Genomic DNA, 15,879 nt, shown 5'->3' on the forward strand with positions numbered 1-15,879 from the left:
TATTAATTTTACTTATTTATTTTATCATATTATAATGTATTTGTATTCATCAAAATGTCGAAAAAAATTATTTGAAAGAGGTACTGGTATGGTTAAGATTGTAAGAAGAGTTTTTGTCGAAAAGAAAAAGGGTTTTGATTTGGATGCCCAAAGAATGTACAGGGATTTGAAAGAAAACCTCAGAATCACCGGACTTTCCGGAGTTAGGATAATAAACAGATATGATGTTGAGGGAATATCCGATGAGGAGTATGAAAGCGCGAAGAGGACCATATTTTCCGAGCCGCCGGTAGAAGAGGTTTTTGACGAAACCATAAATATAGATGAAAAGGATAAAATAGTTGCTATAGAGTATTTGCCCGGGCAATATGACCAGAGGGCGGATTCTGCTTCACAATGCATTCAGATACTGACCCACGGGGAAAGACCCGAAGTCAAGGTTGCAAGGCTTGTTGTGCTTCAAGGGGACGTGTCACCGGAAGAATATGAAAAGGTAAAGAATTATCTGATAAACCCTGTAGAATCACAGGAAGCATCTTTGGAAAAGCCGTCAACTCTGGATGTGGAAGTGAGTGTTCCTGAAGATGTAAAGGTTTTAAAGGGATTTATTGACATGAACCGTGAGGAGCTTAAAGCTTTTGCAGACAGCATGGGTTTTGCGATGTCTTTGGAAGATCTGGAATTTTGCCAGAAGTATTTCAGGGACGATGAAAAGAGGGACCCTACCATTACCGAAATAAAGGTTATTGACACCTATTGGTCCGATCACTGCCGTCATACCACATTCCTTACCAATATACAGAGTGTGGATATTGAAGAAGGCAGGTTTACAGCACCTGTTAAGGAGGCTTATGAGGGCTATCTTGAGTCAAGAAAGTTTGTCTACGGTAACAAAGAAAAAGATATCTGCCTTATGGACATCGCAGTGATGGGCATGAAGGAGTTAAAGAAAAAAGGAATGTTAAAAGACCTTGATGAGTCTGAGGAGATAAATGCGTGCAGTATAGTAGTTGATGTGGATGTAAACGGGGAAAAAGAAGAGTGGCTTGTGATGTTCAAAAACGAAACCCACAACCATCCGACGGAAATAGAGCCTTTCGGAGGAGCTGCCACTTGCCTTGGAGGTGCCATAAGAGACCCGTTGTCGGGAAGATCCTATGTGTATCAGGCTATGCGTGTAACGGGAAGCGGCGATCCGCGTACCGGTATAGAGGACACCATACCGGGAAAGCTTCCTCAAAGAAAGATAACAACAGAGGCAGCTCAGGGTTACAGTTCTTACGGAAACCAGATAGGTCTTGCTACCGGACAGGTTGCCGAAGTTTATGATGAAGATTTTGTGACAAAGAGAATGGAAATCGGTGCGGTAATTGGTGCTGCTCCGAGAAAGAATGTAAAAAGAGAAAAGCCCAAAGCCGGAGATGTAATCATACTCCTTGGAGGAAGGACAGGCCGTGACGGTTGCGGAGGAGCTACCGGCTCTTCAAAAGAGCATACGGAAGAGTCTTTGCTTACCTGTGGAGCCGAAGTGCAAAAGGGTAATCCTCTAACTGAAAGAAAAATTCAGAGGCTGTTTAGAAAGCCTGAGGTCAGCACCATGATTAAGAAATGCAATGACTTTGGTGCTGGAGGAGTATCCGTTGCTATAGGTGAGCTTGCGGAAGGACTTAGAATAAACCTTGATGCAGTGCCTAAAAAGTACGAGGGACTTGACGGTACTGAGCTTGCCATTTCGGAATCTCAGGAAAGAATGGCTGTAGTGGTGTCAAAAGACAATGTTGAAGCCTTTATTAAAGCTTCAGGCGAAGAAAACCTGGAGGCTACACCTGTTGCAGAGGTAACAGATGACAGAAGGCTTGTAATGTACTGGAGAGATAAGACAATTGTAAATATTAAAAGAGATTTTCTCGATACCAACGGGGTAAAGCAAAATTCCAATGTTTTGGTTGCTGCTCCTTCGGAAGAAGAATATTATTTTGACAGAATTCCTAAGGAAGTTGAGGATTACGCAAAGAATCTTCGTGATGCATGGATTGGAAACTTGCAGAGATTGAATGTATGCAGCCAAAAAGGACTTGTAGAGAGATTCGACAGCACCATCGGTGCCGGGACTGTGCTGATGCCTTTCGGCGGAAAGTATCAACTTACACCTTCGGAAGGAATGGCGGCAAAGATTCCGGTACTGGACGCAGAAACAAACACCGGTACGCTTATGACCTTTGGATACAATCCTTCAATCTCAAAGTGGAGTCCGTTCCATGGGGCGATGTTTGCTGTGATAGAATCTGTTGCTAAAATTGTTGCGATGGGTGGAGATTACAAAAAAATAAGATTGACCCTACAAGAGTATTTCGAGAAACTGGGTAAGGAACCTAAAAAGTGGGGCAAGCCCTTTAGTGCATTGCTTGGTGCTTATTACGCTCAAACCAAGATGGGCATACCTGCCATTGGAGGAAAGGATAGTATGTCGGGAACCTTTAAGGATATGAATGTACCTCCGACTTTGGTTTCCTTTGCCGTTGCAACAATGGACGTAAATTATACAGTGTCTTCCGAATTTAAAAAAGCCGGAAGTAAGTTGTTTTGGTTCCTCTGAAAATAGATGAAAAGGGATTGCCGGATTTTGTCCAGTTGGATAAAAATTATACAGTGATACATGAAATGATTATGAAAGGAAAGGTGCTTGCATCTCACACTGTTAGAAGCGGTGGAATTTCTGAAGCGGTAAGCAAAATGTGCTTTGGAAATATGATAGGATTTAGGTTTGAGGCGTCTATAGATGCAAGAAGTCTTTTTGAGCCCCTTTACGGGTCTGTCGTTCTGGAGATGGATGAGAACAGTAACTTGGATGAATTGTTAAAAGGCGTAGAGTATGAAGTTTTGGGTGTTACTCAGGAGAAAAAAGCAATTGACTTTAAAGATGTCAGCCTTGATATAGAGGAGCTTTGCCAAAAATGGCAGGAGCCTTTGGAGAAGGTTTTCCCGACAAATACAGAGCTTGTAAGCGGTGCCCCAAAACAGTACAAATATGAAAAGAGGAATAATATAAAGCCGTCTGTTTCAGTGGCAAAACCAAGAATATTTATGCCCATATTCCCCGGAACCAACTGTGAATACGATACTGCCAAAGCTTTTGAAAAGGCCGGCGGTGCGGTGGATATGCTTGTAATAAAGAATCTTACATCCGCCGAAATAGATGAATCTATAAGAGAAATGGCAAAAAGGATTGACAATTCCCAGATTGTGATGATACCTGGAGGATTTAGCGGCGGTGATGAACCTGACGGTTCAGGAAAATTTATAGCCACGGCATTTAGAAACCCGAGAGTAAAAGAAGCGGTAATGAGGCTTCTTAAGCAGAGAGACGGACTTATGCTGGGTATATGCAATGGTTTCCAGGCCCTTATAAAGCTTGGACTTGTACCGTATGGCGAAATCAGGGACCTTAATGAAGACAGTCCTACCCTTACCTTTAATACAATAGGCCGCCACGTTTCATGTATGGTTAGGACAAAAATAACATCAACCCTGTCACCATGGTTTAACAATGTAAATGTGGGAGATGTTCATACCATAGCTGTATCCCATGGTGAAGGAAGATTTGTGGCAAATAAAGAAGTGCTTGAGATGATGGAAAAGAACGGACAGATAGCAACCCAGTATGTTGACCCTGACAATAACGCAACCTATGACATAAGGTTTAATCCAAATGGCTCTTTCGAGGCTATTGAGGGTATAACAAGTCCTGACGGAAGAGTTTTGGGTAAAATGGGACATTCCGAGAGAATAGGAAGCAATGTTGCAAAAAATGTGCCGGGAAATAAGGATCAAAAGTTGTTTGAAGCGGGTGTAAGCTACTTTAAGTAAGATTTCCCTTAAAAAGCTGAAAAAAAATTTATGTAGTATTTATGAAATATATGTTATAATCAAAAGGCGTAGAGAAAGACAAGATGTTTTTATACTTTTATAAGGGGTGAGGTAATGAACAAAATAAAGACAATCGGGAAACATCTTCCGAAAGAATGTTTACAATTTTGACACAATTAAGTCAAACTTAGATGTTATAATGGTTTTTATGAGGAAAAAGTATTTAAGCTTAAAAAATTAAAAAAAAGGATGAATCAGAATGAAAAAATCAAAGAGTATAATACTGGTTGTCAGTATAGTAGTACTACTGATTGCGGGTTTGTCAGTAGCGACATATTTTTTATTGAGACCCATGTTTAAAGATCAAGGAATAATCGGCAATTCTGAGACTCCACCATTGACGGAAGAAGAGGCCAATACAGTAATAGCAGAAGTAAATGGTGAAAAGATTTTATACAAAGACTTCTATTTTCTATACAGCCAGCAAGCGGCATATTATGGTATTACAGACGAGGATTCACTGAATGATGATATGAAGGAAATGTTAAAGACTATAAAGAAAGAAATATTAACTCAGTTAATACAGCAAGAACTTGCCAAGCAAAAGGCAAAAGAAGCAGGTTATGTGGTAACGGACGAAAAACTTAATGAAGCCTCAGAGGCTTTTGAAGAAATGGTTAATAGCTTTGCAACTCAGTTAAAGCTGCAGAATCCGTCCGAAGCAGAGAGCAAAGATTTTGTTAAAGAAGCTAAAGACTTTATTAATAAAGAGCTTAAGGCTATGAGGTTGACAATGGATGAGTATATGCAGCAATCTGCCGAATATATAGTTGTAACGGAATTTATGGAGGATCTTACAAAGGATATTGCGGTATCCGATGATGATATCAAAGTGTATTATGATGAACAGTTAAAGCTTCAAAAGGAAAACCCTGAGGAAGCTATGTATGCCCCAATACAATTGCTTCAACCTGCAAGTTCAAGGGTAAAACATATATTGATAGCTTTGCCTGATGAAGAACAGCAGGAGTACAAAACATTGGCACAAGAAGGAAAGACTGAAGAAGCTGAGGCATATCTGAAGGAAAAACTTGAAGCAATAAAGCCGAAGGCTGAAGAGGTATTAAATAAAGCAAAAAGCGGAGAAGACTTTGAAGCTCTTATAAAAGAATACGGCGAAGACCCCGGAATGGAATCAGAAGATTACAAGGACGGATATATAGTTTCAAAAAACAGTGGATTTATTCAAAGTTTTGAAGATGCTTCTCTGGCTTTAGGAGTAGGCGAGATATCGGATCTTGTTGAAGGTCCTTACGGATATCATATAATAAAAGTGTACGAGAAGACTGATGCAAAATCATATCCACTGGAACAGAAGAAGGATGAGATAAAGGAAATGTTACAAAGCGATAAGAAGACGACTTTCATGGACGAAAAGATGAAAGAGTGGGAAAATGCTTCTACGATAGTAAGGTATGATGAGTTGCTGTAATCTTATAAATCAAAGAATCCTGGCGGTTTGGACTGCCAGGATTTTTAGTATCTTCATTATATAATCGATATTCGGTTTTCCCGCAACCAAAAATCAACCTGTATGAGGTAGGCAAACATTTGAGGCTGTGCCATCAACTGGCCGAACCAAGGATTTGAGTTGTCTGAATTTCCTTCTGCCATAGATTTTATCACTTTTACATCAATTAGTTGATGAAGAGGCGAACTGCTGTCGCTTAGTATTTCCAACAGCCACTTGCTGACTGCTTTCTTATATGAAGGATTGTGAGTTTTGGGATACGGGCTTTTCTTTCTCTCAATTATATAATCGGGTACTATGCCTTTTAGAGCCTGCCTTAAAAGGCCCTTTTCTCTTCCGTTATACATCTTTAAGTCCCATGGAACATTCCATACATACTGTACCAGCCTGTGGTCACAGAAGGGAACCCTTACTTCAAGGCCTGATGCCATACTCATGCGGTCTTTTCTGTCGAGCAGGGTGGACATAAACCAGTTAATGTTAAGGTAGAAGATTTCTCTTCTTCTGGCTTCTAGCCTGTTTTCTCCCTTTAGATGCGGAACCTCGCTTAGAGTTTCTCTATAGCGTCTATTGATATATTCTTCAGGCTTTATCAAATTCAAAAGCTCACGGGACAGTATTTTTGTCCTTTCCTGCACCGAAACGGCCCATGGAAAAGTGTCGGCAAAAAGCATTTTCTCGTTGTGAAACCACGGATATCCGCCGAATATCTCATCGGCACATTCACCGGATAGTGCCACCACCGAATGCTTTTTTACTTCACGGCAGAAAAGAAACAGGGATGAGTCTATGTCTGCCATTCCCGGCAAGTCTCGTGCCTTTACAGCATCAATAAGTGCATCAACCAGTTGAGGTGTATCGAATTTTACATAGTGGTGACATGTATTAAAGCTTTCACTCATTTTTCTTATCCAGGGTTCATCCGAGTTTGGCTGAAACATGCTGGGCTTAAAATAGATATCGTTGTCCACATAATCGATTGAGAAAGTGTTGAGATGTTCTTTGCCCTGACTAGCAAAAGTCTTTGCAGCAACAGCCGTAATAGCGCTTGAATCAAGCCCTCCCGACAGGAAGGTGCAAACAGGAACATCGGCCACAAGTTGCCTTATGATGGCGTCCAATACCAAATCTCTGACTTGGGCAATGGTAGCTTTTTCTCCATCGGTATGGGGATAGCTTTCCAGCGACCAATATTTTTGTATGTGTATTCCGTTAATATCGAAGAGCATCGAGTGAGCCGGCTTAAGCTCAGAAACATCTTTGAATACACCGTGTCCCGGTGTTCGGGCAGGACCTAATGCAAATATTTCTGCCAGACCCTCAGCATCCAGTTTCGGTTCTACAAAGGGATTTGCCAAGAGAGACTTTAACTCAGAACCGAATATCAAAGAATCTCCTCTTTGGGCATAAAACAGGGGTTTTACACCGAAACGGTCCCTGCCTAAAAAAAGTCTCTTTTTTCCTTCATCCCAAATTCCGAAAGCATATATTCCGTTTAGATATTCAACGCATTTTGTGCCCCATTCAATGTAAGACACAAGTAAAACCTCAGTGTCCGAGCTGGTGAAAAATTCGTGACCCCTTGACTTAAGTTCGTCTCGCAAATCCGCAGTATTGTAAAGTTCTCCGTTGTATGTAATGACATATCTGTTTTCACCTTGAGTGCGAACCATGGGCTGCAATCCGCCTTCAGGGTCCACGACTATCAAACGCTTATGGGCAATAAGCGCATTGGGCGAAATCCAGCTTCCGGATGCATCCGGACCTCTAGGTGTCAACCTGTCAATCATTGAATTCAATACATCTTTTTGATCGGTTAAGTCTGCTTTTAGATTTATCCAACCTGCTATTCCGCACATATTAATATCAACTCCCAATATTTAGATAAAAATATAAAGGTGCCCTTATAACTTGTGGCACCTTTGCCTTAAGTTTTGATAAGTCTTATATACCAGTAATATATGCTGAAAAAGCATGATTTGTTACCTTGAAGGCTGTATCAAAATTTTTGAAAATTAATGATTCTTTCTTAATACTTATTGCTACTTTTTAAATATGGGAGTTATATGTCATATATTTTAGGCACTCAAAATATGTATAATTCAGGATTATAAAAATTGGAAGTATGAAAAATGAAGTTTTATGTTGTCAAAGTAAATGCCTTATTAAAGTATGGCTTCCTGGCAATTCTAATATTGGCCGTTGCATCACTTTTTTATTTTTCCCGCGAAGATGTTATTGCAGTATTTCAGCAAAAAAGAGAAATTCCCATTTATTCTGTGGATTATCCTGAGAAGAAAGTTGCCCTGACCTTTGACTGTGCCTGGGGAAGCGAAGATATACCCGATATTTTGAATACCTTGAGGGAGCATGAAGTTAAGGCAACCTTTTTCATTATCGGGGTGTGGGCTGAAAAGAACCCTGATGCGGTAAAAATGATTTCGGATGAAGGACACGATGTGGCAAATCACTCTTATTCCCATTACAAAATGTCAAGCCTCAACAGTTCGGCAATAAAAAGCGAAATATTAAAGTGTGACAATTCATTAAAAAAGATTACGGGAAAAAATGTGGATCTGTTCAGGCCGCCCTATGGTGATTACAATAATGACGTTGTGAGAGTCGCTAGGGAATTGAATCACTATACCATTCAGTGGGATGTGGATTCTTTGGATTGGCGGCCGGGAATTACTGCTGACGAAATAAAGAACCGGGTGCTTAGGAATGTGAACAACGGTTCTATTATATTATTTCATAATGATACCGAACATACGGCCAAAATACTTCCGGAAATAATAGTATCGCTTAAGGAAAAGGGGTATGGTTTTATTCCCGTTTCAAAAATGATTATGAGGGAAAATTTCGAAATCGACTATAGAGGCAGGCAAATAAAAAAGCAGTAGCGCAAGTCCTTTGTCAAAATTTGCAGAGTGATTTTTATCCTTTTACATAAAATTAAGAAAAAAGTACATTATAAAATTACAGTTATCAAAAGAAATGGGGTTTGAACCGCGTGCTGATAACAGCAATAGTTGGACAAAATGACAAGGAAAAAACTGCAAATATCATTAATTCTATATTGCACAATTCAAGAAAGCGAATCAGTATTGTTGATTCAAAGAATTTGTCCGGATTGGACGGCAAACTTGTAAAGAGTTATTTGGCTGAGCTTGAGCGAAACAATACCGATATTCTTATTCTAAAGCTTGATTTGTCTGAGATTTCAAAGGAAATTTATGACTATTTGAGATTTGATATTATTGTTTTTACAGATAAAGCCGATGAAATAAATGGAGAAATGGAACAAAACTATATGCATTTGATGAAAAAGGCTTTTTCCTTGCTGAAAGAAAAAGGCATTGCAATAGTAAATGCCGATGATAACGAACTAAACAAGTTTTTTAAAGATATTAAACATTATATTGTAACTTACGGTTTAATCTCAAGGCCAGCATGACTACATCCAGCATAGGAGACCTTGTGGCAAAGGACAATATGCTGTGTTGCCTGCAAAGAAGGATATATACGAAAAACGGAACGGTAATTGAGCCCCAGGAGTTTAAGGTTAGGACGGACCTTGAGAGCGTGGATCCTAATAATGTTTTGGCTGCTGCAACCTTTGTTTGGTAAATGGTTTTGATATAAATCAGATGAAAAACTAAGACAAGTCATATAAAAATACTTTCAGGCATTTTCAAGTTGGTCGATATATAATATAATAATGATTGCCAATAGTTTTTTGGATATTATAGGTAAGTTTACAAGGCGTTTTTTGTTTATTAATCAATGTAAAGAGGGGATGCATCCACGCCGGATTCCTTTCTTTAGGAACATTTTTGATTGGGTTTTATTTCAGCATATTTATATAAAATTATTAGCTTCTTTCATAAAACACACACAAATTTAGCTAATGTGTGAATAAAGTAATTCTAAAAAGCATCACAGGTGAATAACATTACATTAGATAAATTATTGGATATACGTAAGAAGCCTAAGAGAGGAGTGTGGGGGTCGGATGGTCGGAAACATCATTGAGAACAACATGGTGACCATTTCCGGTAAGATAGTATCAGAAGCAGAATTTAGTCATGAGGTTTACGGTGAGGGTTTTTATTGCTTTACATTGGAGGTTCCAAGACTGAGCGAGAGCTATGACAGAATTATTGTTACAGTGTCGGAGCGGCTGATTTCGAAGCAGAGCTTGCAAATAGGCAAACTCATTGAGGTAGAGGGACAGTTTCGTTCCTACAACAATTACAACACTACTGATGGAAGCAAACTTATACTAACTGTGTTTGCCAGAGAAATCAGTTTCTTGGAGGACGATAAGAAGGTCAAAAATCCGAATCAGATTTTTCTGAACGGTTTTATATGTAAAAAGCCCATATACAGAACAACTCCATTTGGTAGGGAAATTACGGATATATTGCTGGCCGTCAACAGACCGTACAACAAGTCGGACTACATACCATGTATTTGCTGGGGAAGAAATGCCAGATATTCAGCCGGGCTTGAGGTTGGCCAGAACATAAAGATATGGGGAAGGATACAAAGCCGTGAATATCAGAAGAAATTGGAAACGGGAGAGATTGTAACAAAGGTGGCATACGAGGTTTCTGTTTCCAAGATGGAGATATGTTCAGAAGAAGGTAAGAAAGAGGAACAAGAACAGGAAGAAACGCAGGAAGAGAATGGAAATTGATGGGCGTGATTTTTTATGATGTTTCTTTGATGCAATTTATAAGTGTAGCAATAACATAAAAAAGGTGATCTGAATTTCTACAGGTCACCTTTTTGATATTAATTTTTTAGTTTTTATAAGTATTTTAATTTACACGGTTATCGAAAAAGAAAGAGTTTTATTCTTCGGTTTCTTACAAAGTATCTCCATTGCCTCATAAGATACGGAATAAGATAATAGTCTACTCCAAAGGCCCTTCCGGCTCCGGCAAGCATACAAATTGCAGCCGGGATATACCACCAAGAAGTCTCGTACAATCCTGTTGACAACAAGAAGTTGAAATTTAGTGCCAATGAACCCAAACCTGCTATAAACGTAAATGTTCCCGAAATAAATGCAATACCCAGACCTATTTCGGTAAGGACTATAAGCCATTGGAAAAGTAAGGCGTTGGGAATTACAATTTTTTCTGCTATAAAGGCATACCATGAGGGGGTGTGGGATGAAATGATTCTAAACACCTTTTCCCCGGTTTCGGTTACAGAAGCACTGGTCTGACCGTCAACAGCCATGCCTGCCAGCATCGGGGTGCTGAGCCATCCTTCAAACAGCTTGTTTAGTCCTTCCATAAGCCACGAATATCCTAAAAAGAGGCGTAAGGGAACAAGCCAGAAAGTGGGACTTGTGACGGAATAGTGTTTTTCCAGCAGGAATTTGTCCTGTTTCTTTTTGAAAAATTCGTGTTTGATATACCTTAATACAAGTTCAAAACCGCCAATTCCAAACAAATAATGTACGTTTACAAGGTATTTCATCAATATTGCAAAAAGTCTTGGAAGCTGTAGTCCCATAATTTCCGCAACAGCAAAGAAGCTTCCGACGGAAACCATGACTCCATGAAGCTTGGGCTTTATTTCTTCTCTGTCTTTGCCTCTGATATCATTGAGTATGTTTAATGCAGCTCCCTTTCCGGTCTGCAATGCCGCCTCAACCAATGCCGGGAGCGTGTGTCCCTCGTACTCAAAGCATGAAGTATCTCCGACCGCATATACATTTCTGTGTTGAGTTCCGGCGTATTTATCCACCTTTATTCTGCAAGCTTTTCCTTTTTCCATGGAAACATTGTCGGTGAGGCAGCAAGCTTTTATTCCTGCAGTCCAGATAAGGGTTTTTGTCGGTATTGTGCGCCCGTCTTTAAGTTCGACGCTGTCTTCGTTTAGCTTACTTATTGCACTGTTTAATAGAACATCAACCTTCAAGGTGTTTGTGAGGTATTTCATGACCTTGTTGATATTCTTTTCTTTTAGGTTGCTTAATATCTTTGGCAAAGCTTCAATCAGCTTTAAGTCAACTTCATCTCTTTCAATATTGTATTCTCTGCATAAGGATTTAACCCAGTGAGCGATTTCCCCGATAGTTTCAACGCCGGTAAAACCGCCACCGCCTACAACGAAGGTAAGAAGAGCTTTTCTTGTTTTTGGGTCGTCGGTGCGGGAAGCTTTGTGAAAGCAGTCTTTTATATGTTCCCTTATTGCAACCGCATCCTTAAAGGACCACAAGGGGAAAGCGTGTTCTTCCATACCCGGAATACCGTAGTAGTTGGGTTCGCTTCCAACTGCAAAAATAAGATAATCATATTGGTACTCTTTGGTGTCGGATATGAGTTTGTTATTTTTTAAATCAATGTCTTTGATTTCGTCCTTAACGACTTTTACATCGGTATATGCAAAAATATCTTTCAACGGTACTATAACGGCATCTTCATCTATTCTGTTTCCGGCAACTTCGTGGAGTTCTGTAAGAAGAGTATGATAAGAGTTTTTGTCGATGATGGTTATTTCGATATCATCTGTTTTACGTTTCTTTTTTTGGAGCGTCAAAGCAGCTTCGATTCCTGCATATCCGGCTCCCAATATCAATACTTTTTGAGACATTCGCATCCTCCTTGCATAAAAATAGTCTTAAGTACTGTCTTTCCATATTACACCTGTATTATGTTTGTCTTTTAATAATTTTAATAAATTTCTATTAGTTCAACAAGATGGAAATGAACATAATAGTTTATATATTGTGTAATACATATATTATATACCACGGATTTTTATATATAACACAAATTATCCTTGTATTAGAAATTATTATTTATAGGTTAAACTTTTATAATTGACATATTATTTTTCGGTATAATATAATTTTAACTTGAATGATAGTTTTATAAATCCTTGGGAATAAATAATTATATTGGTTGAATAATAATAGTGCCTTATGAGGGGCATTGTTTGCTAATTGGTGATTGTATGACAAAAAAGTTTGCAGCAATTATTTTAAGTATGGTTTTGTGCATGGGTGTTTTGTTTGCATCGTGCGGATATAATTCTTCGAATTTCTATGAAACTCAGGATTTCTTGATGGGGACCTTTGTTTTACAAAAAATATACCATGAAAATGCCGATGCGATTGCAAAAGAGGTAAATGACAGAATAACAGAGATTGAAGCGGCTATGACAATTAACAAGCCAGGGGAGAAGTGAACCTTTTAAATGATGCGGCAGGCAAAGAGTATGTAAGCCTTGGCGAGGATACCCTGTATGTGCTTGATAAAGCCAAACAATATAGCGAAATAAGTAAAGGTGCCTTTGACGTTACCATAGGGCCTTTGGTGAAGTCATGGGGCGTATTTACTGATAATCCGAAGGTACCGTCGAAAACTGAAATAGATGATCTTTTGAACCTGGTAAATTATAAAGATATAAATATTGACTTTGAAAATTCCAAGGCTATGCTGGCAAAACAAGGACAGATTGTGGACCTTGGAGGAATTGCAAAGGGTTTTGCTGCGGATGAAGCGGTTGAGATATACAAAAAACACGGGGTAAAGTCTGCAATGATAAGCCTTGGAGGAAATATTTTAACGCTTGGCGCCAAACCCGACGGAAGACCTTGGAATGTGGGCATAAGAAACCCCAGAGGCAAGGATAGCTCCTATATTGGTATCGTTAGCGTGAAGGACAAGGCCGTAGTGAGTTCCGGTGATTATGAAAGGTTTTTCAAGAAGGATGGTGTGAGATACCACCATATTTTGGATCCCAAGACCGGATATCCTGCCAATACAGGACTTATCGGGACCACTATCATTTCAGACTATTCAATAGATGCCGATGCCCTGTCTACAACGGTTTTTGTGTTGGGGCTTGAGGAAGGCATGAAGCTCATTGAAAGCCTTGAAGGAGTAGAGGCTGTTTTCATTACTGAGGATAAAGAAATATATGTTACGGACGGACTAAAAGACACTTTCGTATTTCGGGATGAAAGCAAGGAATTTGAATATGTTGAAAAAAGATGATTTAATTATTTTCGGGTTTGTCATAATATTAATAGCTGCATCTTTTATTGGTGTTTCCCTTTACAAAAGTTCGGGGGCAAATACTAATAAAATAGCAGTTATTATAAAAGACAACGAGGAGATAAAAAGGATTGACATAGATGCTGTAAGTGAGCCTATGGAAATTGCGGTTTCGGGTGATTATAGCAATATAATATTGGTGGAAAAAGGACGAATCAGGTTTAAGGATGCCGGCTGTCCGGACAGAGTGTGCGTAAACACCGGCTGGCTCACGGAAAAAGGGGATATGGCGGTCTGCCTTCCCAACAGAACTATGATAAAGATTGAAGGTCAATCGGATAATGTGGACATAGTTACGTATTAGAAGCTCTATAAATTTACTAAGTTATATTAAAACATAAGATTATGAGGTAATAAAAGTGAATAATGTAAAAAAGACAGTTTTGCTTGGGTTGTTTGTTTCTCAAGCTTTGATTCTATCATTAATTGAATCTTGGATATCCATTCCTACTCCTGTACCGGGAGTAAAGCTTGGGCTTGCCAATATAATAACTGTTATAGCAATTATATTCTTTGGATTTAGGGAAGCTGTCTCGGTGGTAATTGTGAGGTGCGTTCTTTCGTCAATATTTGGTGGAGGGGGATGGATGCTTTTCCTGTTCAGCGTAACGGGAGGAGTGCTTAGCGCTGTCGTCATGTCGGTTCTTTTTAAATCAGGAAATAATAAATTCAGTATAACGGGAATAAGTATAGCAGGAGCAATCTCGCATAATATCGGTCAGATACTGATAGCAGCTTTATTAATGAAGGATCTGGCAGTCGCTGTGGTTTTGCCGGTGCTTTTGATATCAGGCTGTATAATGGGTTTTTTTGTGGGACTTGTCAGCAGTTTTTTGGAAAATGCATTGAGGAAAACAAAGATATTTGAGTAATATTTTCTTTAAAAGGGGATATGAGAAAATGCTATTGTCACATTATCCTGAAATTGAAAAGGAATTAGCCTTGATAGAGGAGTTTATATATAAAAATGTCAGGTCTAGAAACCGGCTTTTAAATGAGACTGTAAGTGAAATTGTTCAATCAGGGGGAAAGCGGCTGAGACCTGCTTTTGTTATCCTTGCATCCCAATTTGGAAAGTATAACAGAAAAAAAGTTATTCCTGCTGCTGCGGCAATTGAAATTCTTCATACCGCCACGCTGGTGCATGATGATATTATAGACAGGACGAAGTTCAGGAGGGGCCGGGTTACCATATCTGAAAAATTTGGCGTGGATATGGCTGTGTATGTGGGAGATTATTTGTATACTAAAGCTGTTTTATTGCTGGCCGGTAATGTTCCGGAAAAAAGGTGGGTATTCTTGCAAAAGGCATAAAAGCAATATGTGAAGGTGAGGTTGACCAGTATCAGCACAAATACTCCATTGAAACCTCAGTGTTTACCTATTTGAAAAGAATAGGCAGAAAAACTGCAGTGCTTTTTAGCTCGGCATGTGCGTTGGGGGCTGATATCGCAAAATGTCCCGAAAAGATTTCAAGAAGTCTTGTCAAGTTTGGATTCTACTATGGAATGGCCTTTCAAATAAAGGACGATATCAACAATTATACCAAAGCCCAATATGAGGAGGATAAGCCTGTGGGCAACGATATATTGGAAGGAATAATAACCCTGCCTGTAATATTGGGGCTTAGGTTAAAGCCTGAATTGAGGGATATTCTTCAGAGTTTTTTGGATAAAAGAGGAGATATTGACGGGGAAGATGCGGCCAGTGTAGTAGAATTGATTAAAAAATCCGGTGGAATCGAGCAATCAAGAAGTCTTCTTAATAAATACATTGAAAAAGCAATAAAAGAACTTGAGAATCTTCCGGATAACGAATATAAAAAGGCTTTTGAAAGAATAATTATGGCGTTGTGATGCAAAATGGGCTTGAAAAGATTTGGAATTTATATTATTGTATAATTAGAGGGTAAAATTAATATAGGAAGGATAGATGCTGATGATTAAAGTGGTTTGTGGCAAAAAGGGTGTCGGAAAGACAAGGACACTTGTAGATTCTGCAAACAGTTTCGTGTCAACAGCTTTGGGCGACGCAGTTTTATTGACGGAAGCAGCCAGTTAATGTACGACCTGAATCACAAAGTTAGGTTCATCAATGTATCTGAGTTTCCGATGGACATCAGCAGTTCCTGTACTTTTCTCGGTTTTATCTGCGGCATAATTTCAGGCAATTTTGATATTAAGTGGGTATATATTGATGACCTGATACGTATTGTCAGGAAGTTGCCTGATGAAATGAAAGAGCTATTCGAAGGTTTTAATGACATCTCAGAAAAATTTAATGTTGATTTTTATGTTTCGATTGAAGGTGATCCCGATTCCATGCCTGAGTTTATAAAGGAGTGTTATTAGAGGCTGGAAAAGGGATTTTGTTTTTGGGCAGATAAAGCCGGACAGA

15 protein-coding genes and 1 pseudogene are annotated in these 15,879 nt (G+C 39.1%); 14 read left to right on the forward strand and 2 right to left on the reverse strand.

The annotated features are described in order from the left end of the window. The first annotated feature begins 88 nt into the window (after positions 1-88). Positions 89-3,867 (forward strand): annotated as a pseudogene (locus JCM21531_RS00505) (phosphoribosylformylglycinamidine synthase). Between the two features lie 259 nt (positions 3,868-4,126). Then, complete coding sequence (locus JCM21531_RS00510; RefSeq protein ID WP_038286598.1) at positions 4,127-5,359, forward strand: peptidylprolyl isomerase; 1,233 nt, start codon at positions 4,127-4,129, stop codon at positions 5,357-5,359. Between the two features lie 56 nt (positions 5,360-5,415). On the opposite strand, the gene asnB is transcribed toward JCM21531_RS00510, so the two are convergent. After that, the gene (asnB, locus tag JCM21531_RS00515; RefSeq protein ID WP_038286602.1) at positions 5,416-7,257 is read right to left on the reverse strand and encodes an asparagine synthase (glutamine-hydrolyzing); all 1,842 of its coding nucleotides are present in this window, start codon (positions 7,255-7,257) and stop codon (positions 5,416-5,418) included. A 273-nt stretch (positions 7,258-7,530) separates the two neighbouring features. Here asnB and JCM21531_RS00520 point away from each other — a divergent pair, with 273 nt between their 5' ends. The 4 genes from JCM21531_RS00520 (at position 7,531) to JCM21531_RS00530 (ending at position 10,100) form a co-directional block, all read left to right on the forward strand. Next, a complete protein-coding gene (locus JCM21531_RS00520; protein ID WP_038286604.1) occupies positions 7,531-8,301 on the forward strand; it encodes a polysaccharide deacetylase family protein in 771 nt (256 codons plus the stop codon). 110 nt (positions 8,302-8,411) lie between these two features. Then, the gene (locus JCM21531_RS19730; protein WP_243466976.1) at positions 8,412-8,855 is read left to right on the forward strand and encodes a Mur ligase family protein; all 444 of its coding nucleotides are present in this window, start codon (positions 8,412-8,414) and stop codon (positions 8,853-8,855) included. Then, positions 8,852-9,028, forward strand: a complete 177-nt coding sequence (locus JCM21531_RS19735; RefSeq protein ID WP_243466977.1) for a hypothetical protein — start codon at positions 8,852-8,854, stop codon at positions 9,026-9,028. Before JCM21531_RS19730 ends, JCM21531_RS19735 begins: the two co-directional genes overlap by 4 nt. Positions 9,029-9,413: 385 nt before the next feature. Continuing rightward, entirely contained in the window at positions 9,414-10,100 is a 687-nt protein-coding gene (locus JCM21531_RS00530) for a single-stranded DNA-binding protein (RefSeq protein WP_038286607.1), read from the forward strand. A 137-nt stretch (positions 10,101-10,237) separates the two neighbouring features. Here the strand turns inward: JCM21531_RS00530 and JCM21531_RS00535 are convergent, their stop codons facing one another. Next, positions 10,238-12,013, reverse strand: a complete 1,776-nt coding sequence (locus tag JCM21531_RS00535; RefSeq protein WP_038286610.1) for an FAD-dependent oxidoreductase — start codon at positions 12,011-12,013, stop codon at positions 10,238-10,240. A 345-nt stretch (positions 12,014-12,358) separates the two neighbouring features. On the opposite strand from JCM21531_RS00535, the gene JCM21531_RS24185 reads away from it, so the two are divergent. The 8 genes from JCM21531_RS24185 to JCM21531_RS00560 all read left to right on the forward strand — a co-directional run bounded on the left by JCM21531_RS24185 (position 12,359) and on the right by JCM21531_RS00560 (position 15,833). Beyond that, on the forward strand, positions 12,359-12,610 hold the full coding sequence (locus JCM21531_RS24185) for a hypothetical protein (RefSeq protein WP_243466978.1): 252 nt from the start codon (positions 12,359-12,361) through the stop codon (positions 12,608-12,610). Then, positions 12,607-13,422, forward strand: a complete 816-nt coding sequence (locus JCM21531_RS00540; RefSeq protein ID WP_243466979.1) for an FAD:protein FMN transferase — start codon at positions 12,607-12,609, stop codon at positions 13,420-13,422. The genes JCM21531_RS24185 and JCM21531_RS00540 overlap by 4 nt, the downstream gene beginning before the upstream one ends. Beyond that, entirely contained in the window at positions 13,406-13,786 is a 381-nt protein-coding gene (locus tag JCM21531_RS00545) for a NusG domain II-containing protein (RefSeq protein WP_038286613.1), read from the forward strand. The genes JCM21531_RS00540 and JCM21531_RS00545 overlap by 17 nt, the downstream gene beginning before the upstream one ends. 55 nt (positions 13,787-13,841) lie before the next feature. After that, complete coding sequence (locus JCM21531_RS00550; RefSeq protein ID WP_038286618.1) at positions 13,842-14,354, forward strand: Gx transporter family protein; 513 nt, start codon at positions 13,842-13,844, stop codon at positions 14,352-14,354. A gap of 28 nt (positions 14,355-14,382) precedes the next feature. Next, entirely contained in the window at positions 14,383-14,796 is a 414-nt protein-coding gene (locus JCM21531_RS23350) for a polyprenyl synthetase family protein (RefSeq protein ID WP_279378938.1), read from the forward strand. After that, on the forward strand, positions 14,772-15,338 hold the full coding sequence (locus tag JCM21531_RS23355; protein WP_279378939.1) for a polyprenyl synthetase family protein: 567 nt from the start codon (positions 14,772-14,774) through the stop codon (positions 15,336-15,338). The genes JCM21531_RS23350 and JCM21531_RS23355 overlap by 25 nt, the downstream gene beginning before the upstream one ends. Positions 15,339-15,420: 82 nt before the next feature. Beyond that, positions 15,421-15,543 carry a hypothetical protein gene (locus JCM21531_RS23360; protein ID WP_279378940.1) on the forward strand — a complete coding sequence of 41 codons (123 nt, stop codon included), beginning with the start codon at positions 15,421-15,423 and terminating at the stop codon, positions 15,541-15,543. Beyond that, positions 15,543-15,833: a hypothetical protein gene (locus JCM21531_RS00560; RefSeq protein WP_243466980.1), complete on the forward strand. Its 291-nt coding sequence runs from the start codon at positions 15,543-15,545 to the stop codon at positions 15,831-15,833. The genes JCM21531_RS23360 and JCM21531_RS00560 overlap by 1 nt, the downstream gene beginning before the upstream one ends. The last annotated feature ends 46 nt before the right edge of the window (positions 15,834-15,879 follow it).

Origin of the sequence: Acetivibrio straminisolvens JCM 21531, assembly GCF_000521465.1 — a bacterium.
GTDB classification, from domain to species: domain Bacteria; phylum Bacillota; class Clostridia; order Acetivibrionales; family Acetivibrionaceae; genus Hungateiclostridium; species Hungateiclostridium straminisolvens.